This window comes from Sphingopyxis sp. BSN-002 (assembly GCF_022024275.1).
Lineage (GTDB): Bacteria > Pseudomonadota > Alphaproteobacteria > Sphingomonadales > Sphingomonadaceae > Sphingopyxis.
This window is the reverse complement of record NZ_CP091804.1, coordinates 3,216,182-3,239,355: the sequence shown is the minus strand read 5'-3', so window position 1 is coordinate 3,239,355 and position 23,174 is coordinate 3,216,182. Positions and strand designations below refer to the sequence as shown.

25 protein-coding genes are annotated in these 23,174 nt (G+C 64.8%); 11 read left to right on the top strand and 14 right to left on the bottom strand.

What is annotated here, in order from left to right:
• Window positions 1-47: 47 nt before the first annotated feature.
• Window positions 48-650: a ferric reductase-like transmembrane domain-containing protein gene (locus tag L7H23_RS16010; RefSeq protein WP_237836860.1), complete on the top strand. Its 603-nt coding sequence runs from the start codon at window positions 48-50 to the stop codon at window positions 648-650.
• On the opposite strand, the gene L7H23_RS16005 is transcribed toward L7H23_RS16010, so the two are convergent.
• The gene (locus L7H23_RS16005) at window positions 647-1,534 is read right to left on the bottom strand and encodes a haloalkane dehalogenase (protein ID WP_237836859.1); all 888 of its coding nucleotides are present in this window, start codon (window positions 1,532-1,534) and stop codon (window positions 647-649) included. The genes L7H23_RS16010 and L7H23_RS16005 overlap by 4 nt on opposite strands.
• A 78-nt stretch (window positions 1,535-1,612) precedes the next feature.
• Here L7H23_RS16005 and L7H23_RS16000 point away from each other — a divergent pair, with 78 nt between their 5' ends.
• Window positions 1,613-2,110 (top strand): L,D-transpeptidase family protein, encoded by a 498-nt coding sequence (locus tag L7H23_RS16000; RefSeq protein WP_237836858.1) that lies wholly within the window; start codon window positions 1,613-1,615, stop codon window positions 2,108-2,110.
• A gap of 10 nt (window positions 2,111-2,120) precedes the next feature.
• Window positions 2,121-2,711 carry an NADPH-dependent FMN reductase gene (locus L7H23_RS15995; RefSeq protein ID WP_237836857.1) on the top strand — a complete coding sequence of 197 codons (591 nt, stop codon included), beginning with the start codon at window positions 2,121-2,123 and terminating at the stop codon, window positions 2,709-2,711.
• Here L7H23_RS15995 and L7H23_RS15990 read toward each other — a convergent pair.
• On the bottom strand, window positions 2,708-4,021 hold the full coding sequence (locus L7H23_RS15990; protein WP_237836856.1) for an MFS transporter: 1,314 nt from the start codon (window positions 4,019-4,021) through the stop codon (window positions 2,708-2,710). The two genes, L7H23_RS15995 and L7H23_RS15990, sit on opposite strands and share 4 nt — an antisense overlap.
• Window positions 4,022-4,132: 111 nt before the next feature.
• On the opposite strand from L7H23_RS15990, the gene L7H23_RS15985 reads away from it, so the two are divergent.
• Window positions 4,133-5,698, top strand: coding sequence for an amidase (locus L7H23_RS15985; protein ID WP_237836855.1), 1,566 nt, complete (start codon window positions 4,133-4,135; stop codon window positions 5,696-5,698).
• On the opposite strand, the gene L7H23_RS15980 is transcribed toward L7H23_RS15985, so the two are convergent.
• Window positions 5,699-6,181 carry a DUF2721 domain-containing protein gene (locus L7H23_RS15980; protein WP_237836854.1) on the bottom strand — a complete coding sequence of 161 codons (483 nt, stop codon included), beginning with the start codon at window positions 6,179-6,181 and terminating at the stop codon, window positions 5,699-5,701.
• On the bottom strand, window positions 6,181-7,395 hold the full coding sequence (locus L7H23_RS15975; RefSeq protein WP_237836853.1) for an LL-diaminopimelate aminotransferase: 1,215 nt from the start codon (window positions 7,393-7,395) through the stop codon (window positions 6,181-6,183). The genes L7H23_RS15980 and L7H23_RS15975 overlap by 1 nt, the downstream gene beginning before the upstream one ends.
• A 115-nt stretch (window positions 7,396-7,510) precedes the next feature.
• Between L7H23_RS15975 and phaC the strand changes: the two genes are divergently transcribed.
• The 3 genes from phaC (at window position 7,511) to clpS (ending at window position 10,677) form a co-directional block, all read left to right on the top strand.
• Window positions 7,511-9,283 (top strand): class I poly(R)-hydroxyalkanoic acid synthase, encoded by a 1,773-nt coding sequence (gene phaC / locus L7H23_RS15970; protein WP_237836852.1) that lies wholly within the window; start codon window positions 7,511-7,513, stop codon window positions 9,281-9,283.
• Between the two features lie 123 nt (window positions 9,284-9,406).
• Complete coding sequence (locus tag L7H23_RS15965; RefSeq protein ID WP_237836851.1) at window positions 9,407-10,135, top strand: phasin family protein; 729 nt, start codon at window positions 9,407-9,409, stop codon at window positions 10,133-10,135.
• A 215-nt stretch (window positions 10,136-10,350) separates the two neighbouring features.
• A complete protein-coding gene (gene clpS, locus L7H23_RS15960; protein WP_237839283.1) occupies window positions 10,351-10,677 on the top strand; it encodes an ATP-dependent Clp protease adapter ClpS in 327 nt (108 codons plus the stop codon).
• 3 nt (window positions 10,678-10,680) lie between these two features.
• Here clpS and L7H23_RS15955 read toward each other — a convergent pair whose 3' ends face one another.
• Together L7H23_RS15955 and L7H23_RS15950 are read right to left on the bottom strand one after the other, a co-directional pair.
• Window positions 10,681-11,112, bottom strand: a complete 432-nt coding sequence (locus L7H23_RS15955; protein WP_237836850.1) for a hypothetical protein — start codon at window positions 11,110-11,112, stop codon at window positions 10,681-10,683.
• Between the two features lie 150 nt (window positions 11,113-11,262).
• Window positions 11,263-11,754, bottom strand: coding sequence for a helix-turn-helix domain-containing protein (locus tag L7H23_RS15950; RefSeq protein ID WP_237836849.1), 492 nt, complete (start codon window positions 11,752-11,754; stop codon window positions 11,263-11,265).
• 77 nt (window positions 11,755-11,831) lie between these two features.
• Here L7H23_RS15950 and L7H23_RS15945 point away from each other — a divergent pair, with 77 nt between their 5' ends.
• On the top strand, window positions 11,832-12,563 hold the full coding sequence (locus tag L7H23_RS15945) for an SDR family oxidoreductase (RefSeq protein ID WP_237836848.1): 732 nt from the start codon (window positions 11,832-11,834) through the stop codon (window positions 12,561-12,563).
• A complete protein-coding gene (locus tag L7H23_RS15940) occupies window positions 12,557-13,159 on the top strand; it encodes a 2-hydroxychromene-2-carboxylate isomerase (RefSeq protein WP_237836847.1) in 603 nt (200 codons plus the stop codon). Before L7H23_RS15945 ends, L7H23_RS15940 begins: the two co-directional genes overlap by 7 nt.
• Window positions 13,160-13,209: 50 nt before the next feature.
• Here L7H23_RS15940 and L7H23_RS15935 read toward each other — a convergent pair whose 3' ends face one another.
• Entirely contained in the window at window positions 13,210-14,172 is a 963-nt protein-coding gene (locus L7H23_RS15935; RefSeq protein ID WP_237836846.1) for a DUF3011 domain-containing protein, read from the bottom strand.
• A gap of 150 nt (window positions 14,173-14,322) precedes the next feature.
• Here L7H23_RS15935 and murA point away from each other — a divergent pair, with 150 nt between their 5' ends.
• Window positions 14,323-15,606 carry a UDP-N-acetylglucosamine 1-carboxyvinyltransferase gene (gene murA, locus L7H23_RS15930; protein WP_237836845.1) on the top strand — a complete coding sequence of 428 codons (1,284 nt, stop codon included), beginning with the start codon at window positions 14,323-14,325 and terminating at the stop codon, window positions 15,604-15,606.
• Here the strand turns inward: murA and L7H23_RS15925 are convergent.
• The 6 genes from L7H23_RS15925 to L7H23_RS15900 all read right to left on the bottom strand — a co-directional run bounded on the left by L7H23_RS15925 (window position 15,593) and on the right by L7H23_RS15900 (window position 21,347).
• Window positions 15,593-16,855 (bottom strand): alpha/beta hydrolase, encoded by a 1,263-nt coding sequence (locus L7H23_RS15925; protein ID WP_237836844.1) that lies wholly within the window; start codon window positions 16,853-16,855, stop codon window positions 15,593-15,595. The genes murA and L7H23_RS15925 overlap by 14 nt on opposite strands.
• Before the next feature lie 35 nt (window positions 16,856-16,890).
• A complete protein-coding gene (locus L7H23_RS15920) occupies window positions 16,891-17,850 on the bottom strand; it encodes a DMT family transporter (protein ID WP_237836843.1) in 960 nt (319 codons plus the stop codon).
• Window positions 17,847-18,848: a beta-eliminating lyase-related protein gene (locus L7H23_RS15915; protein ID WP_237839282.1), complete on the bottom strand. Its 1,002-nt coding sequence runs from the start codon at window positions 18,846-18,848 to the stop codon at window positions 17,847-17,849. Before L7H23_RS15915 ends, L7H23_RS15920 begins: the two co-directional genes overlap by 4 nt.
• A 51-nt stretch (window positions 18,849-18,899) precedes the next feature.
• A complete protein-coding gene (locus tag L7H23_RS15910) occupies window positions 18,900-19,646 on the bottom strand; it encodes a hypothetical protein (RefSeq protein WP_237836842.1) in 747 nt (248 codons plus the stop codon).
• An 80-nt stretch (window positions 19,647-19,726) separates the two neighbouring features.
• On the bottom strand, window positions 19,727-19,921 hold the full coding sequence (locus tag L7H23_RS15905; RefSeq protein WP_237836841.1) for a hypothetical protein: 195 nt from the start codon (window positions 19,919-19,921) through the stop codon (window positions 19,727-19,729).
• Window positions 19,922-20,129: 208 nt separating this feature from the next.
• Complete coding sequence (locus L7H23_RS15900) at window positions 20,130-21,347, bottom strand: argininosuccinate synthase (RefSeq protein WP_237836840.1); 1,218 nt, start codon at window positions 21,345-21,347, stop codon at window positions 20,130-20,132.
• A gap of 91 nt (window positions 21,348-21,438) precedes the next feature.
• On the opposite strand from L7H23_RS15900, the gene L7H23_RS15895 reads away from it, so the two are divergent.
• Window positions 21,439-21,900, top strand: a complete 462-nt coding sequence (locus L7H23_RS15895) for a DUF1801 domain-containing protein (RefSeq protein WP_345790410.1) — start codon at window positions 21,439-21,441, stop codon at window positions 21,898-21,900.
• Here the strand turns inward: L7H23_RS15895 and L7H23_RS15890 are convergent.
• A complete protein-coding gene (locus L7H23_RS15890) occupies window positions 21,888-23,126 on the bottom strand; it encodes a cyclopropane-fatty-acyl-phospholipid synthase family protein (RefSeq protein ID WP_237836839.1) in 1,239 nt (412 codons plus the stop codon). The genes L7H23_RS15895 and L7H23_RS15890 overlap by 13 nt on opposite strands.
• Window positions 23,127-23,174 lie beyond the last annotated feature (48 nt).

The window sequence follows — 23,174 nt, the reverse complement described above, 5'->3', positions numbered from 1 at the left end:
CCGGCCTGCCCCTCCCCACGCTATAGCGGCTCTGTGGGAGGGGGCCGATGACGACCAGAAGAACCGGCTGGGCCGAAGACGAGCGGTTGCTGTTCGTGCTGATCGCCGCGCTGCTCGCGATGAGCGCAATCATTGTCGCTGTAGCGGGCACGGGTATCGACGGCACGCGAATGCTGATCCGCGCGACCGCGCGCAGTTCGCTCCTGATCTTCCTCGCTGCATTCGCCGCCAGTTCGCTGGCGCGCCTGTGGCCCGCCCCGACGACGCGATGGATGATCCGCAACCGCCGCTGGCTGGGGCTGGGCTTTGCCTTCTCGCATCTTGTCCACCTGATCGCGATCCTGTGGCTGTTTGGTGTTTATGGCGGAGAGACGCCGCCCCCGCCGATGCGCACGATCATCGGGGGCGGCATCGCCTATGTCTTCATCGCGCTGCTTGCCGCGACGTCGTGGAACGGCGCGGTTCGCGCGCTCGGAGCGCGCAACTGGCAGCGGCTGCACAAGGCCGGCGTCTGGTATATCTGGCTGATCTTCATGGTCAGCTATGGCGGCCGCGCGGCCATAAATCCGCTTTACCTGCCGCCCGCGATGCTGCTTGTCGGTGCGGCGGCGTTGCGCCTCGTCGCCTCGCGCCGCCGTGCCGCCGCCTAGGGTCTTGCGGCTGCGACCGCGCGGATCGCCGCAACGAAGCCTTCGGGATCGTCCTCCTGGATGAAATGGCCGCCCTTCAGTGTGCGATGGGCGACACGCGAGGCTCCGGGAACGCGTGCCGTAAACAGCGCATCGCCGCCGCGGGTGATCGGATCGCCGTCGGAGAAGCAGCAGAGGAACGGCTCGTTGAATTTCTCCAGCGCCGCCCACGCGCGCTTCTGGTCGGGCACCGCAACATTGTCGCCGAGCGGCACGAACGACGGATAGACACGCGCGGCAACCTTCGACGCCCGCGTCGGAAAGGGCGCGTCATAGGCCGCGATTTCTTCGGCGCTGAGTTCGCGCTTCGCTCCCGCCTTGACAATCTTGCCGATCGGAAACACCGGACTGTAGCGCGAGAAGGCGCGCCAGATCGCGAAGGCGCGCGGCGCCGCCTGGCCTTCGGGAAGCCCACCGTTCGACAGCGCTACGCCCGCGAAGCGCCCGGGCATTTCGGCGACGAGACGTAGGCCGATCAGCGAACCCCAGTCCTGGCACGCGAGGATCATGTTTTTCAGATCGAGCGCTTCGATCCATTGCCGCATCCATGCGACTTGCGCAGCGTAGCTATAGTCGGAGCGATCGAGCGGCTTGTCCGAGCGGCCGAAGCCGATCAGGTCGGGCGCGACCACGCGAAAGCCCGAACTTACGGCCGGGCCGATCATGTGACGGTAGAGATAGGCCCACGTCGGCTCGCCATGCAGCATCAGCACCGGCTGCGCATCGACCGGCCCCTCATCGACATAATGAACCCGCAGCCCGTCCGCGATCTCCAGATAGTTCGGCTTGTACGGCCAGTCGGGCAGCCCCTCGAAGCGCGCGTCCGGCGTGCGATAGATCCGCATATTGTCCCCCTCTTCCCGGGGTCAGCTTAGCGCAGGCCGCGGCCTTGTCCATGCGCGGCGATGCCCTATGGTGGCGCGATGCGCTTCGTTCCCACCCTGTTCCTTCTCCTGTTGTCGGCTTGCGGGTCGGCGCAATCGCAGCCGCTGCCCGCCGGGACGAAGATCGGTCGCCTGCTCGTCGACAAGAGCGACCGCGTCCTCATCGGCTATTCGGGAAGCCGCGAGGTCCTCCGCTATACCCATATCCGCCTCGGCGACGCGCCGGTCGGGCACAAGCGTTTCGAGGGCGACGAAAAGACCCCCGAGGGCAGCTACACGATCAGCGGCCGCAATCCGAAGAGCGCCTATCACCTGTCGCTGCGCATTTCCTATCCCAACGCGGTCGACCGCGCCTATGCAAAGGCACGCGGGCGGTCGCCCGGCGGCGACATCTTCATCCACGGTCAGCCGAACGCGTGGATCGGCCCGACGATCGCGCGCGACTGGACCGACGGCTGCATCGCGCTGTCGAACACCGAGATCAAACAACTGTGGGATGCCGTTCCCGACGGCACCCCCATCACCATTCGTCCCTGAAGGAGCAAATATGGCCCGCGATATCCTGGTCTTTTACGGCAGCTATCGCCGCGACCGTCAGGGCATCAAACTCGCACGCTGGATCGTCGAAGCGCTACAGGCGCGCGGCGACAATGCCGAACTGATCGATGCCAAAGTCGTCGACCTGCCGATCCTCGATCGCCGGTTCAGCGATTACAGGGACGGCGAAGCGCCGGCCGCGATGGCCGAGCTTGCCGCGCGGATCGCGGCCGCCGACGGCTTCGTCTTTGTCGCGGGCGAATATAACGGCGGGCTGCAGCCGGGACTCAAGAATCTGACCGACCATTTCCTCGAACAATATTACTGGCGACCGGCGGCGATCGCGTCCTACTCGGCCGGTCCCTTTGCGGGGATCAAATCCGCGACGGCGTGGCGCAGCACGCTCGCGGTGCTGGGAATGGTGGTCACCTCGACGCCGTTGTCGCTTGCACGGATCGGCGGCGCGTTCGACGCCGACGGCAAGCTGACGGGAGACGACGGCGGGCGGCTTGAAAAGGCGTTCCCGCGCTTCGCCGACGATCTTGGCTGGTGGATCGACGCCGCGCAGGCGCAGCGCGAAAAACAGGCCCCGCCCTATTAACCCGATTTGAGTTCGCGGCCGAGACGCAGGCTCGCGCGCCAGAAGAAGAAAGCGGGGATCAACCCGAGCCATGCCGCGCCATAGAGGACGTAGCGCACGCTCTCCTGCCCATAGGTCGGCGCGAGCTGGTCCGACAGCACGCCGAACAGGAATGGCCCGAACCCCAGCCCGATCAGATTCTGCCCGAACAGCATGATCGACGCCGCGACCGCGCGCGCTTGCGGGCGGACCAGCCCCTGAACACAAGCATAAGCTGGACCGTAATAGGCGGAGTTGAGGATCGTGGGAATGATCAGCAGCGCGACCGCGACGCGCCAGTCCTCCATATAATAGCCGAGGAACAGGATCGGCGCCGCGACCGCCATGCCATAGGCGGGGAAGGTCAGGATGTGGCGCTTGTCGCGCGGCCCGAACTTGTCGGCCATCTTGCCGCCGAGCCACGTGCCGAACACGCCAGCGAGGCCCAGCACGACCGCCATCGACAGCCCCGCCTCGGTCGTCGAAAGCCCGTGGCTCCGAATGAAGAAGCTGATCGTCCACAGCGCCTTGCCATAGCCGAGGAAAGCAACGACCGACGACGCGATCAGGATATAGACGAAAGCGCGCGAGGCGAAGATTTCGCGCATCGCTTCGCCGGTCGACAGCCGAGCGGGAGCCTCTGCAGTGGTGACCTCGACGGATCGCAGATGGCGCGGTTCGCGCATGAAAAAGAGGACGACGAGTGCGAGCAGCAATCCCGGCGCGCCGACGAGCATCAGTGCAACGCGCCAGCCATAGAGATCGTTGACGACCCCGCCGATGATCAGCCCGAGCAGCGACCCGATCGGCACGCCAAGCCCGTAGAAGGCGATCGCCGACGAGCGCTTTTCGGGCGCGACGCTGTCCGCAATGAGCGAATGCGCGGCGGGCGTGCAGCCGGCCTCGCCGATCCCGACGCCGATGCGCGCGAACAGCAGCTGCACGAAATTCTGCGCAAGCCCGCACATCGCAGTCATCGCGGACCAGATCGCGAGCGACAGCGAGATCAGCCGGACGCGGTTCGATCCCGCCTTGTCGGCATAGCGCGCGATCGGAATGCCGAGCAGCGCGTAAAAGACCGCGAAGGCGGGTCCGGCAAGCAGGCCGAGTTCGGTATCGGTCAAATGCAGATCGCGTTTGATCGGCTCGGCGAGGATGTTGACGATCTGCCGGTCGAGAAAGTTGAAGATATAGACGACGAGCAGGATCCACAGCATCGTCCGCGTGTGCGCGGCAACGCTGTCGGAGGGCGGCGAGCCGATGCCGGCGGCAAGGGCAGGTTTATCCGTCATTTTTCTCTCCCGAACGGGCAAGGTGCAGACCGCGGCGCAGCCTGTCAACGCCGCCGCGGCGAGCCGGAACAAGGCGCTTGCAATTGCCGCTACGGCTGCCAGCCTGCGACCATGCAGAAAATTTTCCTCGCCGCCGCCGTGTCGCTCCTCGCGCTGGCCCCCGCCGCGGCGATGCCGCCGCCGCTGCCGCCGGTCGAGGACAAGGACGCCGCAACACTGCAGGCCGAGATGACGCAGGGGTCGATGTACGACGAACTGCTCACGACCCTCTATCTCGACCGCATCCTGAAGATCGACGATTACGGGCCCAAGCTCGATGCCGTCATCGCCACCTTCCCCGACGCGGAGAGCGAGGCGAAGCGCCTGTGGCAGGAACGTCAGGCCGGCAAGGTCCGCGGTCCGCTCCACGGCATCCCGGTGCTGATCAAGGACAATATCGAGGCGAAGGGTCCGCTGCCGACAACGGCGGGGAGCCTCGCGCTCAAGGACAATGTCACCGGCCGCGATGCGCCGATCGTCGCGCGTCTGCGCGAGGCGGGCGCGGTGATCCTCGGCAAGACGAACCTCAGCGAATGGGCGAATATCCGTTCGGGCGATTCAACGAGCGGCTGGAGCGCGGTCGGAGGGCTGACGAAGAATCCGCACGCGCTGAACCGCAACGCCTGCGGCTCGTCGTCGGGCAGCGGCGCCGCGGTCGCGGCGAGCCTTGCTCCGCTGGCGATCGGGACCGAGACCGACGGGTCGATCACCTGCCCCGCCGCGATCAACGGCATCGTCGGGTTCAAGCCGACGGTGGGCCTCGTCAGCCGCACCTTCATCGTGCCGATCAGCCACAGTCAGGACACCGCCGGGCCGATGGCGCTGACCGTGCGCGACGCGGCGGCGCTGCTCGGCGTTATCGCGGGCAGCGATCCCGCCGATCCGGCGACCGCCGAAGCCGATGCGCGAAAGACCGACTATGCGGCGAAACTCTCGCCCGACGCGCTGAAGGGCAAGAAGATCGGCGTGCTGCGCGACCGCATCGGCGGCCGCGCGGACATCGCGGCGCTGTTCGATGCGGCGCTGAAGGCGATGGAGGGCGCGGGCGCGACGATCGTCGAGATCAAGGATAGCAAATCGGGCCAGGACGAACTCGGCGCCGCCGAGCTCGAAGTCCTGATGACCGAGTTGAAGGCGGACATGGCGACCTATCTCGCTTCGCGCCCCGCCAAGGATGGCCCCAAGACGCTTGGCGACCTGATCGCGTTCAACAAGGCGCATCCCGAGGAGCTGCGCTGGTTCGACCAGTCACTGTTCGAACTGGCCGAGACGAAGGGCGGCCTCGACAGCCCTGCCTATCGCGAAGCGAAAGCCAAGGCGGCGCGGCTCGCCGGACCCGAAGGCATCGACCGGCTACTCGCGGAGAATAAGGCCGATTTCCTCGTCGGCGTCACCAACGGCCCGGCGTGGACAACCGACCTCGTCAACGGCGACCATTATACGGGCCCCAGCGTCAGCCAGATGCCCGCGGTCGCGGGCTATCCGCACCTCACGGTGCCGATGGGCGCGGTCGAAGGCCTGCCGATCGGCCTGTCGATCATCGGACCGAAATGGAGCGACGCCGACGTGCTGGCGGCGGGATATGCCTATGAGCAGGCCAGCAGGAAACGGGTCGCGCCGACGTACAGGCCGCAATGATCAGCGGCGGCTCTGCCGCTTCTTCCAGCCCATTTCCTCGAGTTCGAGCAATTCCATCGGCACGTGAATCGTGCGGATCGCCAGTCTGACCTCGATCAGGAACAGGACCAGCGACACCAGCAGCAGCAGCATCGCGACCGCAAAAACCCAAGCCGCGGCGAGCCCGAGGTCAAAGCCCGCTACCGCTTGGGTGAACAGCAGCGCGACGAGCAGGCAAACGACGATGCCGCACGCGACCGCCGCGGCGATCGAATTGTTGATCACATCGATGCGACGGTCGACGACGCGCAGTTCGGCAACGACGCGCTCATGCTCCGCTCCCTCGGTCTCGGCCCAGAGCTCCATCAGCCGGCGCGAGCGGTCGACCACCCGCGCAAGCCGGCCGGTAAAGACGTTGAGCAGGCTGCCGGTAGCCACCAGCAGGAATACCGGCGTGACCGACAGCTGGATCGTCTCGGCAATGGCGCCGAGGCCGGAGGCCATTAGCCGCCCGCCGCGACCGACGGCGTGTTCACGCCGTGCATCTGCAGGAACTTGCGGACGTTGCGCGCGGCCTGACGGATGCGCTGCTCATTCTCGACCATCGCGATGCGGACATAGCCTTCGCCGTCCTCGCCATAGCCGACGCCGGGTGCGACCGCGACCTTGGCGTGGGTCAGGAGCTGCTTCGAAAATTCGAGGCTGCCCATTTCCTTGAGCGCGGGCGGTAGCGGTGCCCAGGCGAACATCGACGCGGGCGGGCTCGGGATATCCCAGCCGGCGCGGGCGAAGCTTTCGACCATGACGTCGCGGCGTTTCTGATAGAGTTCGCGGTTTTTCTGGACGATGTCCTGCGGCCCGTTGAGCGCCGCGCAGGCGGCGGCCTGAATGGGGGTGAAGGCGCCATAGTCGAGGTAGGATTTCACGCGCGTCATCGCCGCGATCAGCCGCTTGTTGCCGACCGCAAAGCCCATGCGCCAGCCCGCCATCGAATAGGTCTTCGACATCGAGGTGAATTCGATCGCGACATCCTTCGCGCCCGGCACCTGCAGGATCGAGGGGGTGGGGTTGCCGTCGTAATAGAGCTCCGAATAGGCAAGGTCGCTCAGCACCCAGACCTTGTTCTCCTTCGCCCAGGCGACGAGGCGTTCGTAGAAAGCCAGGTCGACGGCTTCGGCGGTCGGGTTAGACGGGTAATTGACGACAAGGATCGACGGACGCGGGACGGTGAAGGCCATCGCGCGGTCGAGCGCGCGCCAGTAATTCTCGTCGGGCGTCGTCGGCACGCTGCGGATCGTCGCGCCGGCGATGATGAAGCCGAAGGTGTGGATCGGATAGCTGGGGTTCGGCGCCAGCACGACGTCGCCGGGGCCGGTGATCGCGGTCGCGAGGCTCGCGAGCCCCTCCTTCGACCCCATCGTCACCACGACCTCGCTCTCGGGATCGAGTTCGACGTTGAAGCGGCGCGCGTAATAATTCGCTTGCGCGCGGCGAAGCCCCGGGATGCCCTTCGATTGCGAATAGCCGTGCGCGTCGGGCTTCGCCGCAACCTCGCACAATTTGTCGATCACATGCTGCGGCGGCGGCAGGTCTGGGTTGCCCATCCCCAGGTCGATGATGTCCTCTCCCGCGGCGCGGGCGGCCGCACGCATCGCATTGACTTCAGCGATGACATAGGGCGGCAGGCGCTTGATGCGATAGAATTCATCTTCGGACATGGGAAACTAGAACAACTCCTTTTCGTTGTGGACAGGTTGACGCGAGCGGCAGCCTCGCCAGCCGCTTCGCGGCTCGTTATAGGCATAATATCCGCACTGACCAGCAGGAACGAGCATGAGCGATACGGGCAAAAACGACACGACCGAAGCGCCGAACCCCTTCATGCCGTCACCCGACGATCTGCAGCATTGGGCCAGCGTCATGGGCCGCGCGCAGCAGATGATGCTCGACTATGCGCTGGGTCAGGCGAACCAGGGGAACAGCGCCGCCGCGGGCCTGTTCGACCCTGCAAGCTGGTTACAGAATCCGACGACGCAGGCCTGGACCGAACAATCGGCAAAAATGTGGGAGCAAGGCGTCGCCTTCTGGACGTCGATGGCGACGCTGCAGCCGCCCTTCGCTCCGGCCGCCGACGCGCCGCAGGACAAGCGCTTCGCCGATCCTGACTGGACCGCAAACCCCGTCTTCGCGCTGATCCGCCAGACCTATGGCCTGCTCACCGAGCAATTGCTGACGACGACGCGGACGATGCAGGGGCTCGACGAGCATGCGCGTGCGAAAATGGAGTTCGCCGCGAAGAATATGGCCGAGGCGCTGTCGCCCTCGAACCTCGCGATCACCAATCCGCAAGTGATCAAACGCGCGGTCGAGACGCGCGGCGAAAGCCTGCTCAAAGGTTTGAAGCATATGTTGACCGACCTGTCGCGCGGGCAGCTCAGCCACGTCGATCCCGACGCATTCGAGGTCGGCGTGAACATCGCCACCACCCCGGGCAAGGTGGTCCACGAAACCGACCTTTACCAGCTCATCCAGTATGAGCCGGCGACGAAGGACGTCTTCAAGGTCCCGCTCGTCATCTTCCCGCCGTGGATCAACCGTTTCTATATCCTCGATCTCAACCCGGCGAAAAGCTTCGTCAAATGGGCGGTCGAGCAGGGCCTTACCGTCTTCATGGTGTCATGGAAGTCGGCCGACGCCTCTATGAGCGAGATCATCTGGGACGATTATATCGCGGCGCAGGTCGATGCGATCGACACGGTGCGCGAACTGCTCGACGTCCCTTCGGTTCACACGATCGGCTATTGCGTCGCCGGCACCACCCTCGCCGCGACGCTCGCGATGCTCGCCGCGCAGGGCGAGGCCGACAAGGTCAAGTCGGTGACCTTCTTCACCGCACAGGTCGATTTCGAGCTGGCCGGCGACCTCAAGATGTTCGTCGACGACAGCTACCTCACCCTGCTGCAGCAATTGTCGGCGGGCGGATTCCTAGACGGACGCTATATGGCCGCGACCTTCAACAGCCTGCGCGGCCGCGACCTCATCTGGAATTATGTCGTCGGCAATTATCTGCTCGGCAACGACTATCCGCCGTTCGACCTCCTCTATTGGAACGGCGACACCACCAACCTGCCCGCCAAGTGGCACCGGCAATATCTGATCGACCTCTATCGCGACAACCGCATGGTGATCCCGAACAGCCTGTCGGTGATGGGCACCCCGATCGACCTGAAGAAGATCAGGACGCCCGCCTACATCCAGGCCGGCCGCGAGGACCATATCGCGCCGCTCGCCAGCGTATGGCGCCTGATGGACCATCTGGCGGGGCCGAAGACCTTCCTGCTTGCGGGATCCGGTCATATCGCGGGCGTGGTCAATCCTCCTGCTGCGGGCAAATATCAATATTGGACCGGCGACAATGATGCCGCGACGCTCGACGATTTTGTTGCGGGCGCAAGCGAGACCAAGGGCAGCTGGTGGCCGCACTGGATCGGCTGGATTTCGGCACAGGATGGCGCAAGGACGCCCGCCAAGGGCTCGCGAATCCCCGGAAAGGGCGCTAAAAAGGCGATCGAGGACGCGCCCGGCCGCTATGTCAAACAGCGGTAATATCTAGCGAATATACCGCTTCGGGGACGACGTTCCGACAATTTTTGTGCGCTGCACAATTTTTTCCTTGAAATCGCCGATCCACTCCTATATTGTGCACTGCAACATAAAGGAGTTGTCCCGATGGCTACCAAGATGGATAGTGCCGAAAAGGCTTTCGAAGCCGCGACGCTGGAAACCGCCGCCAAGCCGGTGGCCGCTCCTGCCGCTCCGGTGGTTGCTGCTCCGGCAGCACCCGTGAAGACCAAGACTGTCGCGGCGAAAGCCAAGCCGGTCCAAAAGAAAGCCGCAAAGCCGGCAGCGAAAAAGGCCGCCCCCAAGAAGGCGGCTGCAAAGACCATTGCCCCCAAGCCCACGAAGGTCGCGCCGAAGCCGGCCGCCGTCGTCACCAAAGGATTCAAGACCATGAACGACACCGTCAAGAAGTTCGCCGACGAAGCCAAGACCCGCGCCGAAACCCTGACCGCCGATTTCCAGGCGCGTTCGAAGGAAGCTCTCGCGAAGTCGAGCAAGCTCGCTGAAGAAGCCGTCGAATTCAACAAGGCGAACGTCGAAGCGCTCGTCGAAGCCGGCAAGATCGCTGCCAAGGGCATCGAAACCCTCGGCCAAGAAGGGGTCGCCTACGCTCGGAAGAGCTTCGAAGACACCTCGGCCGCGCTGAAGGGCTACACCGCCGTCAAGTCGCCGGCCGAATTCCTGAAGCTCTATGCCGAAAACAGCAAGAAGGCGTTCGACGCCGCTGTTGCGCAGACCTCGAAGACCAGCGAACTCGTCGTCAAGCTGACGAACGACAGCTTCGCGCCGATCTCGAACCGCGTTTCGGTCATCACCTCGAAGATGAAGGCAGCCTAAGGCTTTCCATCTTCCCGTTGGCGCGGGCTTCCCCCTCCTCTCCCCGTCCGCGCCGACATCCAAGACCGCTCGCTTCCACCGGAAGCGGGCGGTTCTTGCTTTCTGCCCCAACGAAAAGGGGGTTAATACCTCCCCGCCCTCTTGCGATTCCGCCCCGGCTTGCGATATTCCCGATAATGATGCTTCCCGCTTCGATCCCTCACGTCGTCCGCGCCATGGCGGGCAAGGATGAAGACGCTTCCGGTACGCCCGGCGTCGGCATCGCGACGCGCACGCGCGCGAAGCCCAAAAAGCCCTCGATGTACAAGGTGCTGCTGCTCAACGACGACTATACGCCGATGGAATTCGTCGTGATGGTGCTCCAGCGCTTTTTCAACATGGATATCGAACAGGCGACGCAGGTGATGCTGCATGTTCACCAGCAGGGCGTCGGTGTGTGCGGCGTGTTCAGCTACGAAGTCGCCGAGACCAAGGTCAACCAGGTCATGGACGCCGCGCGGCAGAACCAGCACCCGCTGCAATGCACGCTCGAAAAGGCGTAGTCCCTATTCGGCCGCGGGCTTTTGTGCCGCGGCAAGCAGCTCGGGCAATTCGGGAAACAACCGGCGGTACAGGACGCCGCTCGCCGCATCGTCGAGAAGGTGAATGTCGGCACCCACAAGCATCCGTCCGAAACTCTGCCCCGCCGGACTGGCGATGAAGGCGCGCGTGGCGGCAAGGTCGGTCGCCAACATCAGCTGACGATACAGATTGGCCAGCGTCACCCTGACATTTGACCGCTCCTCCGGCCAAACAGCGTCCACTCTCGCCAGAATGGCGAGATGGAACTGGCGGAGAACCGTCGGGTCACTGATCTCGGGATGCGCCGTCCGCAACCAGCCCGTCGCCTCCCGGGAAACAGCGAAACCCGTCCGATGCCGCAATTCGCTTTCGTTCAGGGCGATCAGTTCATCGGCCAGTGCATCGGCTTCGATCACCGCCACCGGATCGGGCGGCGGCTGTGGCGGCGGGATGGCGTGAACCGGGACCGCAACGGCCAGGCAAGCGACAACGCTGAAAAATGACCGACCGCGCAACCTCGCCTCCCCGGCATCGAGACGACAGCGTATCAGAATACGGCTTGCAGTCTATCCCGTCCGCGCCGCCTGCTCGGCCCTCAGCGCCGGCGACGGCTCGCCCTTCAGGTCGCCATAGCCCAGCGGCGCCCCGCACCCCGGACAGACCAGCGCCGTTCCGACATCGGTGCCGCATGCCCGGTGGATATAGCGCATCGCGGGCCCGCCTCCGGTTTCGCCGTCGGTATAGGCCCAGCGCTCGGCCCAACCGCGCATCGCATAGAGCACGCCGAACAGATCCTTGCCCTTGTCGGTCAGCCTGTATTCGTACCGCGGCGGCCGCGGCTGATAGGCATGGCGCTCGACCACCCCCTGCTTTTCCATAAGCTTCAGCCGAGCCGACACGAGTTGGGGGCCAAGGCCGGTGTTCGCTGCGATCGCCTCGAACCGGCGTCGGCCGAAAAACAGGTCGCGCAGGATGAGCAGCACCGCGCGGTCGCCGAGCAGTTCGGCCGACCGTCCGACGGGGCAGAAGGTGTCCGACAGATCCGTGCGTCTGGGCACTGCTCAAACCTTCCCGAAGAAAATCCTTGTCACTATGATTATCATAGTTACTATCCGGTGCAAGAGGAGAGTCGCCGATGCCCAGTCCCGCAGCCGTCATCATCGGAGCCGGCGACGCCACGGGCGGCGCGATTGCGCGCGCCTTTGCCGCCGAGGGCCTCACCGCCTGCGTCAACCGCCGCGAACGCAATGCCGACGCACTGGAAGCGCTCGCCCGGTCGATCCGCGACGACGGCCATCAGGCGCGTGCCTTCCCCGCCGACGCGCGCGACGAAGAGGCGATGATTGCGCTCTTCGACCAGGTCGAGGCTGAGGTCGGTCCGGTCGAGGTCGCGGTGTTCAACATCGGCGCCAATGTGAACTTCCCGATCGCCGAGACGACGGTGCGCGTTTACACCAAGGTCTGGGAAATGGCGTGCCTCGGCGGCTTCCTGATGGGCCGCGAAGCGGCAAAGCGCATGGCCCCGCGCGGCCGGGGCACGATCCTCTTCACTGGCGCAACCGCATCCTTGCGTGGAGGATCCGGCTTCTCTGCCTTTTCGGGTGCCAAGGGCGCCCTCCGCATGCTCGCGCAATCGATGGCGCGCGAGCTCGGGCCCAAGGGCATCCATGTTGCGCACACGATCATCGACGGCGCGATCGACACCGAATTCATCAAGGGCCGCCACCCCGATTTCGACAATGCGAAAGCGCAGGACCTGATCCTCAATCCGGATGCCATCGCGGCCAATTATGTGATGCTCTACAAGCAGCCGAGAAGCGCGTGGACGCACGAACTCGACCTTCGTCCCTGGGGAGAGAAATGGTGAGCAAAACCCTCGAACTCATTTTCGATTTCGGCAGCCCCAACGCCTATCTGACGCTGAAGGTGCTACCCGAATTGCTCGACCGCACCGGCGCCGATCTGGTCATCACACCCTGCCTGCTCGGCGGCATCTTCAAGGCGACGGGCAACAAGGCGCCGATGGTCCAATATGCCGAAGCGCCCGCGAAGCTCGCCTATGAAAATCTGGAGATGCGGCGCTTTATCGCAAAGCACGGCCTCTCGAAGTTCCGTCTCAATCCGCACTTCCCCGTCAACACGCTCACCATCATGCGCGGCGCGATCGTCGCCAACGACGAGGGCATTCTCGACGATTATGCCGACGCGGTGAACCGCGCGATGTGGGAAGAGGGCCTGAAGATGGACGACCCGGAGGTGATCGCGACCTTCCTGTCGGCCAACGGCTTCGACGGCCCCGCGCTGCTCACCCGCACGCAGGAGCCCGAGATCAAGGCGAAGCTCGTCGCCAACACCGAAGCCGCCGTCGCGCGCGGGGTGTTCGGCATTCCGACCTTCTTCGTCGGCAACGAGATATTCTTCGGAAAGGACAGGCTCGGTCAGGTTGAAGAGGCACTCGCCTGACCCTTAACTCGCCGCCCCTGCTTCGCGCGGGGGCGGCGGTTTTCTGGTCCCTAGTTGAAATCGAGCTGGATGATCTCGCTCGGCGTCGCGCGACAATACATTTCGATGGATTGCGCGCCGGTCGGATAGGTCGCGGTCATCGCGGCGCGGATACGCCATCCGCCATTGCCCTGCTCGAGCGAGACGAGCTTGTCGTACGACAGCTTCGTACCCCCGGTCGCGCCGATCTGCCGCGCCGCATCGTTCATGCAATTCTGCACCGACGGCCGCGCCGCGCCCGGCAAACCGCTGAGGTTCGCGCTCAGCGTGGCGGGTCCCGTCGACGCTGGCGGCGGGGTTTCGTCAGCGGTGCCGTCGGACTTTTTCTTCTTGCTGGCGAGCAAGGCAAGCAACCCGCCCGCGACGACGATGCCGCCAATGATCAGCCCGGTACTCGGGCCTTTCTTCTTTTCGGGCTCGGGTCCGGGCAGCGGAGTCAGATTGGCATAGCCATAGCCGAACTCGGCACGGCAGCCGTTCGTGACCCAGATATAGTCGGCGCCATAGCCCCATTGCCGTCCGGCATTGCATTTGCCGCCAATCTTGCGGACGAGTTCGACGCGGCCATTCGTCTGCACCGCGCATTGCTCGTAACGGTTGCTGCGCGACTCGCAGCGCAGCGTGCCGGCGAAATCATTGCCGGGATAGGTGCCGCCGGCATAGCCATAACGGAACTCGGCGCGGCAGCCGCCCGACACCCAGATGCCGTCGGCATCGAAGCCCCAGTCGCGTCCCTTCGAGCAGCGCCCGCCGATCACGCGGACAAGTTCGACGCGATTATCGGTGCGGACGTTGCAGCGTTGCTGGCGATTGCCGTAGGATTCGCAACGGATCGTGCCAGCCCAGCCCTGATTATAGCCTGTCGAACCGGTCGGCGGCGGATAGGGATAGGTGGTCTGGGCAAAGGCCGGGACGGCAAGCTGGCTGGCGACGAACGATGCGGCGGTAATCGCCGTTACGACAGGATTTCGCATAGCTATTTCTCCCCTGTTGAACTCTGTGCCCTACGTTCCTCATTTCCTTCGACTATCGACGCGAAGTGTTTCACATTTTCACGAGGTGCGCCACCGCGAAAGCCGAGCGCGCCCGCTTGCGCGCTTTCACGCATGCGCTAAAGCAACGCGATGGATCAAATCGTCATTCGCGGCGGCCAGCGACTCAAGGGCCGTATTCCCATCTCCGGCGCGAAGAATGCGGCGCTGACCTTGCTGCCGTGCGCGCTGCTCACCGACGAGCCGCTGACGCTTCGCAACCTGCCGCGCCTCGCCGACGTCGACGGCTTCGGCCATCTGCTCAACCAGCTCGGTTGCTCGACGACGATCGAAGGCTCGCGCCCCGAAGATTTCGGCCGCGTGATGACCGCGCGCGCGACGACGCTGACCTCGACCGTCGCGCCCTATGACATCGTCCGCAAGATGCGCGCGTCGATCCTCGTGCTCGGACCGCTGCTCGCGCGCGCGGGCGAAGCGACGGTGTCGCTGCCCGGCGGCTGCGCGATCGGCAACCGCCCGATCGACCTGCACCTCAAAGCCCTCGAAGCCTTCGGCGCCGAGATCGAGCTCGCCTCGGGCTATGTGAAGGCGGTCGCCCCCGGCGGTCGCCTCGCCGGCGGCAAATTCACCTTCCCCGTCGTCTCGGTCGGCGCGACCGAAAATGCCGTCATGGCGGCAGTCCTCGCCAAGGGCACCTGCGTCCTCGAAAATGCGGCGCGCGAGCCCGAGATCGTCGACCTCTGCAACTGCCTGGTCGCGATGGGCGCGCATATCGACGGCATCGGTACCGAGACGCTGACCATCGAAGGCGTCGACCGCCTGCATGGCGCGACCTATCGCGTGATGGCCGACCGCATCGAGGCGGGCAGCTATGCCTGCGCCGCAGTGATCACCGAGGGTGATGTCGAACTTGTGGGCGCGAAAGCCGACGAGATGGACGCGACGCTCGCCGCACTGCGCGAAGCCGGCGCGACGGTCGAGGAAACCAAGTCGGGCATCCGCGTTGCCATGTCGGGTCGCGCAGAACCCGTCACCCTGTCGACCGCCCCCTATCCGGGCTTCGCGACCGACATGCAGGCACAGTTCATGGCGATGGCGACACTCGGCACCGGCGCCTCGCTGTTCACCGAGACGATCTTCGAGAACCGCTACATGCACGTTCCCGAGCTTGCGCGCATGGGCTGCGATATCCAGGTCAAGGGTCGCACCGCGATCGTCCGCGGCGTCGACCATCTGGTCGGCGCGCCGGTGATGGCGACCGACCTTCGCGCCTCGATGAGCCTGATCATCGCAGGGTTGGCGGCGCAAGGTCAGACCGAGGTCAACCGCGTCTATCACCTCGACCGCGGCTATGAGCGGCTCGAGGAGAAGCTGCAGGCGGTCGGCGCCGATATCGAACGGATCAGCGCGGGGTAAGATGCTCGGCGCGGCCATAGGAGCCGCGCACATCGCCCTTGATCCAGTCGCCGAGCAATTTCAGATAGCCGTCGGTGATGCGCGTGACGCTGCGCGAGCCGTCCGCATTCGTCGTGAACTCGAACATGCCGTGATCGGTGTCGGGGAACAGATAGACGTCGACCGGCTTGCCGGCTTTCGCAAGCCCCGTCAGCGCGCCGCGCGTCGTTTCGATCGGTGCTTCGCGATCCTCGCCGGCTAGAACCCAGAGCAGCGGCGCATCGAGCTTCTTCAGCGCCGCGACCGCGTCATAGTCCCAGATCAGCTCGAGATTGTCGACGCGCGCGCGCCCGATCCGCTTGAGCTCATCGTTCGGCGTCCGCGCAATCGCGCCGCTATATTCGCCCTCGATCTTCGCCGCCCACGGCTTGTCCGCCATGTCGCGCCGGACCGCGTCGAGCGCGTCGTAACCGGTGTGGAATTCGGAGAGCAGCAGCTGCGACGTCGCCGCCGACAGCCGGTTGACCAGCGCAACCGCGTCGTCACCCAATCCGGCTGCGCGGACTTCCGACACCATCTGTTCGCGGTCCTCCTCGATCGGTGAGGCGACGAGGCCGAAACCGATCGCGACGAAATCGGCCTTCGTCCGCGTCGCGGCGAGCGGCGCGACCCAGCCGCCCTGGCTGCCGCCGAAGAAGCCCGCGCGGCCGAAACGCCCCTTCGCCATGCTGCGCGCCTGATCGAGCGCGTGCCCTGCATCCTCGGCGAGCAGTTCGAAGTTCTGGGTATATTCGCCTTCGGAGCCACCCGTCCCGCGCTTGTCATAGACGAAGACCGAAATTCCCTGAGCAGCCATCGCATAGCCATAGACGCCGCCGATCGGCGAGGTGCGCTCGGATCCATGCACCATCACGACGAGCGGCCGCTTGGCGTCGGGGGCGCCCGGCGGCTCGATCAGCATGCCATTCATCTTCGTCGCAACGCTGTCGAACGTCGCGGGCGTCTCGCGAAAGGCGACCGGCTTCCACGCCTTGCCGTTCACCGTCACGCTGTCGGAGCCGCACGAGAACGGTGCCGTCGTATCGGACGACGCGCCGCGCCGGCCATCGCGGAACAGATAGCGCAGTCCCGGAGCCGGTACCGCCGGGCTCTTCACGAGCACGACGAAATCACCGTCAGCGGCGGCATAAGTGCCGGGCGTACACGCCTGTGCGAAAGCCGGAGTCGCCGGCAGGGCAGCGAGCAGGAGGGCACCGAGGAGCTTTTTCATGAAGCTGTATTATTAGTACAATACAGCTTTGGCAACTAGCTTTCGCGTTCGACCGGCACCGAAACCATATTGCCGCTGACCGAAGGCCGCTCGGGCCGCTTGGCGACCGCGATCACCAGTCCGACCAGCGCCACGATGCCGCCCGCGATCGACAGCGTCGCCCAGTGGTAACCCTCGAACACCGTCGAAAAGCCCATCGCGATGATCGGGATCAGCACACTCGACCACGCCGCCTGCCCCGGCCCCACCGCGCGGATGACGTTGAAGTAGAGCGGAAAGGTCACCGCGCTTGCGATGATGCCGAGATAGAGGACGCCGCCGAGATAGGCGGGCGTTGCCTCGACCACCGGCGGCCCCGTAGTAATCCACGCATAGCTGCCATCGGCGAGCGCACCGAACAGCATCGCCCAGGCGATCATCACCACCATCGACTGCGCGCGCGCGATCCGCGTGCCCTGCATGACATTGGCGGTCGAGGCGCTGAAGACGCCCGACAGCGTCAGCACGGTGCCGAGGATCACCTCGTCCGCGCCCAGCGCCGCGGCGCGATATTCGTGCAGGATCATCAGCCCGACCCCGATAATTGCGATTCCCGCGCCGGCAAGAAAACGCTTTTCCAGCGGCGTCTTGAGGAACAGCCGCCCGAGGAGCGTGTTCGGCACGATCAGCAGTGCGAACAGCACCGCCACCAGCCCCGACGTGATATGCTGCTCGGCGCGATAGACGAAGTTGAAGTTGAAGGTGAATTGCGCGACGCCGAGCAACACCGCAAAGGCCATCGCGCGCGGTTCGAGCCAGATCTTCTCGCGCCTGACGGCGGCGAACGCGAACATGGCGATCGCCGCGACGCCGAAGCGGTAGGTCACCGACCAGCTTGGCGGGACGATGCCGAGCTGCCCCTTGATGACGATCCAGGTCGATCCCCAGATCAGCGTCACAAGCGCGAAAGGAAGAAGGACGCGCGGACTGAGCAGCCCCGGCTGCGTCTCGCTCATAGCGCCGCGATGGCGGCCGCGAGCGGCGCCACGGCGGTCGCGTCCTGATCCCAGCTGACGACGAGGCGCGCGGCGCCGCTGCCCCAGTCGTAGAAGTCGAAACCCTTGGCGCGGAGGTCAGCCGCTTCCTCGGCGCTGATCCGGACGAACAGCTCGTTCGCCTCGACGGGATGCATCAGGCGGTCACCGCACGCCGCAGCCAGCGCGGCCGCACCCGCATTGGCCGCACGCGCATTCGCGAGCCAGAGGTCGTCCTTCAGCATCGCGCGGATTTGCGCCGCGACGAAGCGCCCCTTGCTGAGCAGGTGGCCGCCGCGCTTCTTGAGTTCGCGCACACCGGCGCCGCCGCTGCCGCCAAAGAAGACGAGCGCCTCGGCCATCATCGCACCATTTTTGGTGAAACCGAACGACAGCGCATCAACGCCGGCGCGCCATGTCACATCGGCGGGCGAACAGCCGAGGAAGGCGACGGCATTGGCGAAGCGCGCACCGTCCATATGCAGTTTCAGTCCGCTCGCCCTGGCGATCGCGCTGATCTCGCGCACTTCGTCGGGACGCCAGGCGAGGCCATATTCGGTCGCGTTGGTGATGCTGATCGCCGCCGGCTGGATCTGGTGGACGTCCTTGCGGATGCCTGCGATCCGCGCCTTCAGTGCGTCGGTGTCGATCTTCGCGCCCGGCCCGGGCAGCGTCATCAGCTGCGCGCCGCCCGAGTAGAAGGTCGGGGCACCGCACTCGTCGACCTCGATATGCGCTTCCTCATAGCAGAGGATACCCTGCCAAGGGCGAACAAAATGCGCGAGGATGATGCTGTTGGCCGCAGTCCCGGTCGAAATCCACACGACTTCGCAGTCGGTTTCGAACAGGTCCGAAAAGGCCGCGTCGAGCGACTGGCTGAGCGCATCGCCGTCATAGGCAGTGTCGACATGGTTGGCGGCGGCAAGCGCCTCCATCACGGCGGGATGGACTGTTGCGGCGTTGTCCGAGAAGAAGCGCATGGCGGTCATGGACGGGCCCCTTAGCGCAGGATTCGCGATCAGGCTAACGCGTTAAGATTTGGGCTGTCCGGCAGCGGGATCGTCGTCTTCGTCGGGAGCGCTGCGCGCGAGGCCCATGCCGCCGGCAAGGCCGAGACCGCCGGCCATGCCCATACCACCTCCGCCACCCGCACCGCCGCCGCGACCGCCACCGCTGCCATCCCCGCCGCTGCGTCCGGCTCCACTGCCCTTGCTCCCGCTGCCCGACGGGCGCGTCGGGCCTTGCAGCGGGATTGCGACGTCGGCCGGCACCGCGTCCAGATCGAGCGCATCGCGGATATAGTCGCGCAGCGCCACGACCAGATCATGGACATGGACCGGGCGCCCATCCGAAAGCTCCCGCGCCGCCGTCGCCGCAAGCCGCACCTGATCGGCCGTACCGAGCAGAATGATATCGGAAAGTGCCGCCTCGACCGCATCGCGAATGCGCCGCGGCCGATCCGACTCGCCGCCCTGCCGTTCGCCTTCGTCATCGGTCAACGGCTCAGTCGCAGCGCCCTGATTCGCGCCATCGCGGCGGATGTCCCGCAAATGCCGCGGATCGACCATCAGGTTACCGGTGAAGGATCCGCCCAGCGTCTTGTATGCCGCGATCAGCGTGCGGAGCCGTTCATTGATCTGGCGGTTTAGCCGTTCGCGGCGTTGCTGGATCGTCATCATGACCATCAGCCGGATGCCGACGCCGATCAGCGTGACCAGCGCGAGCCCGAACAACGTGGTGGCGATGCTCTGCCACGAAGAGAAATCGAAGACGCGCACGGATCGGCAATCCCTTCGGCCCTGAATGCTTCAGGCCGATCCTGACGCGTGTCGGCGTCGCGCGCTACCCCTGAAGACGTTTAGGCGGCCGAGCTGTGAATACGCCGGTAGATAGGCTGGCCGAGCGAGCGTGACCTGCGAACATAATATTTGCCGGGCGAAAGCCACCTGGTGTGCACGCCGGTGCGATCGAGCAGCTTTCCGAAGCGGGGCAGGACCAGCGAGCAGGCCTGCCATTCATAGACGGAGGGATCGATTTCGGAGACGTTCGACATTGCTACCTACCCACTTTGGTCCAAGGCAGCCCCCACTGCCCTATTGCCAGACTGGTAGCGAATGCGCGCCGGTCAGCGCTTACATAAAATCACGAAATTATAGATATTTGTGGGAATTTACCATCAACCTGCCTTGCCAAAACGGCAATATAGCGCCGAACCGAAAGCTAGCGCCGCCGGTCCCGCACCTGCAACCAGCGAGTCGAACCTAGCGGTCGCGCTTCGCGAGCAGCTTCAGCCGCAGCGCGTTCAGCTTGATGAAGCCGGCCGCATCCTTCTGGTCGTAAGCGCCGGCATCGTCTTCGAACGTCACATGGCGTTCGCTGTAGAGGCTGTTCGGCGACTTGCGGCCGACGACGCTCGCGTTGCCCTTATAGAGCTTCAGGCGGACCGTGCCGCTGACCTTTTCCTGGCTGAGATCGATCGCGGCCTGCAGCATCTCGCGCTCGGGCGCGAACCAGAAGCCGTTATAGATGAGCTCGGCATATTTCGGCATCAGCTCGTCCTTGAGGTGCGCCGCGCCGCGGTCGAGCGTGATGCTCTCGATGCCGCGATGCGCGCGGGCATAGATTTCGCCGCCCGGCGTCTCATACATGCCGCGCGACTTCATGCCGACGAAACGGTTCTCGACGAGATCGAGGCGGCCGATGCCGTGCTTGCGGCCAAGGTCGTTGAGCGCCGCAAGCAGGGTCGCAGGCGACATCGCCTGACCGTTGAGCGCGATACCGTCGCCGCGCTCGAAATCGATCTCGATATATTCGGGCGCGTCGGGCGCGTCCTCAGGATTGACGGTGCGCGAATAGACATAGTCCGGGGTTTCATCCCACGGGTTTTCGAGCACCTTGCCCTCCGACGAGGTGTGCAGCAGGTTCGCATCGGTCGAGAACGGACTCTCCCCGCGCTTGTCCTTGGGCACGGGGATCTGGTTCTTCTCTGCGAAATCGATCAGCGCGGTGCGGCTGGTCAGGTCCCATTCGCGCCACGGCGCGATGACCTTGATGTCGGGGTTCAGCGCGTAGGCCGACAGCTCGAAACGCACCTGATCGTTGCCCTTGCCCGTCGCGCCATGTGCCACGGCGTCGGCACCGACTTCCTTGGCGATCTCGACGAGCCGCTTCGAGATCAGCGGACGCGCGATCGAGGTGCCGAGCAGATAGTCGCCCTCGTAGCGGGCGTTCGCGCGCATCATCGGGAAGACGAAATCGCGGACGAATTCTTCGCGCAGGTCATCGATATAGATATGCTCGGGCTTGATCCCCATCAGCTCGGCCTTGGCGCGCGCGGGCTCAAGCTCCTCGCCCTGCCCCAGATCGGCGGTGAAGGTCACGACCTCGCAGCCATAGGTCACCTGCAGCCACTTCAGGATCACGCTGGTATCGAGACCGCCCGAATAGGCGAGGACGACGCGCTTGAAGGACTCGGACATGATGGCACCTTTGGCGAGGGAAAGACGCGGGCGCGGCTAGCAGGCCGTCGCCCAAGGCGCAACCGGCTTGGACCGCACGAAGGGACGCGATATGCTTGCGCGGAGGGAGATCGTGATGGGCAAGGCGGAAATCAAAACCAAAGCGACCGAAGCCGGCGTCGCCGATTTCATCCTCGCACTTCCCGACGCGCGTCGCCGCGACGAGGCCACTGTCATCGATGCCATGCACGAGCGGGTAACGGGACAAAAGGCCAGGATGTGGGGGCCGTCGATCATCGGCTATGGCAGCTATGACTATGTCTATGACAGCGGCCATTCGGGGACAATGTGCCGCGCGGGCTTCTCGCCGCGCAAAGCCGCGATGACCCTGTATCTCATGGGCCATTATCTCGACCGCCAGCCCGAGGCGGACGCGCTTCTGGCAAAGCTCGGCAAGCACAAGACCGGCAAGTCGTGCCTCTACGTCAACAAGCTCGCGGACGTGGATCTGGAGGTGCTCGAACAGCTCGTCGCGCTGAGCTGGGAGGTCATGAACGAGCGTTATCCGGTATAGCGACCCTCGGCTTCGGCCATGTAATCCCGCGTCAGCGGAAGCGCATGACGGCTGCGCGCGAACTGGATCTGATAATTCCCCATCCCTCCGCTTTCGAATGCAGCGGTCGCTCCGGCGAGATAGAAGCACCACATGCGGAAAAAGCGTGCGCCCATCATCTTCACGATTTGGGTCTCGTGCGAGAGCGTGTTCGCATACCAGTGACGCAGGGTCGCGGCATAGTGGAGGCGCAGCGTCTCGATATCGGTCGCGATCAGCCGGCTCTTCTCGCTCGCCGCGAGCGTCTCGCTAAGCGCCGGAATATAGCCGCCGGGAAAGATATATTTGCGCGTGAAGGCGTCGGTCGCGCCCGGCTTGCCGAAACGCCCGATCGTGTGGAGCAGCATCACCCCGTCGGCGGTCAGCATGTTCGCGCAGGCGCGGAAGAAGGTTTCGAAATTGCGGGCGCCGACATGTTCGAACATGCCGACCGAGACGATGCGGTCAAAGCCCCCGGCGTTGCGCTCGGCAAGGTCGCGATAGTCGATCAGCTCGAAGCGCACGCGCCCCGCGACGCCCGCCTGCTCGGCGCGCTGCTGCGCGAGTTCGAGCTGCTCGACCGATAGCGTGATACCAAGCACCTCGACCGCCTCAAGCTGCGCGAGCGTGATTGCCATCCCGCCCCAGCCACAGCCGATGTCGAGAATGCGTTGCCCCGGCGCGAGCGCGAGCTTTGCCGCAATATGCGCCTTCTTCGCCTCCTGCGCTTCGTCGAGCGACATGTCGGGCCGCGGCCAGTAGGCGCAGCTGTACTGCATGTCGCGGTCGAGAAAGAGGCGATAGAGGTCGTTGCCGATGTCGTAATGGTGCGCGACATTGGCACGCGACTGGCGCCGCCGGTTGATCGAGCCGAGCCGCGTTTTCAGCCCTTCGATCCAGCGGCCGACCCGCGTCTTGTCCTTGAGCTTCGCGCCGCGATCCCACGGCGTATTCATGCGCAGCAGACCGATGAGTGCCATGATGTCGCCTTCGACGACTTCCATATCGCCGTCGATATAGCTCTCGCCCGCGCCGAGCCGCGGATCGAGGATCACACGGCGCATTGCCGTGCGGGTGACAAAGCGAACGCTTACTTCCGGAAAACCCGCCGCAGGCTCGCCGAAATGCTCGGCGGTGCCGTCGGGATCGATGACGGTCAGCCGGCCCTTGCGAATGACGCGAGAGAGAAACGGATGCAGGATGGACATGGACGCGGCCTCATTATCTTTATCTGCCCCTGCGAACCCCTGATACCC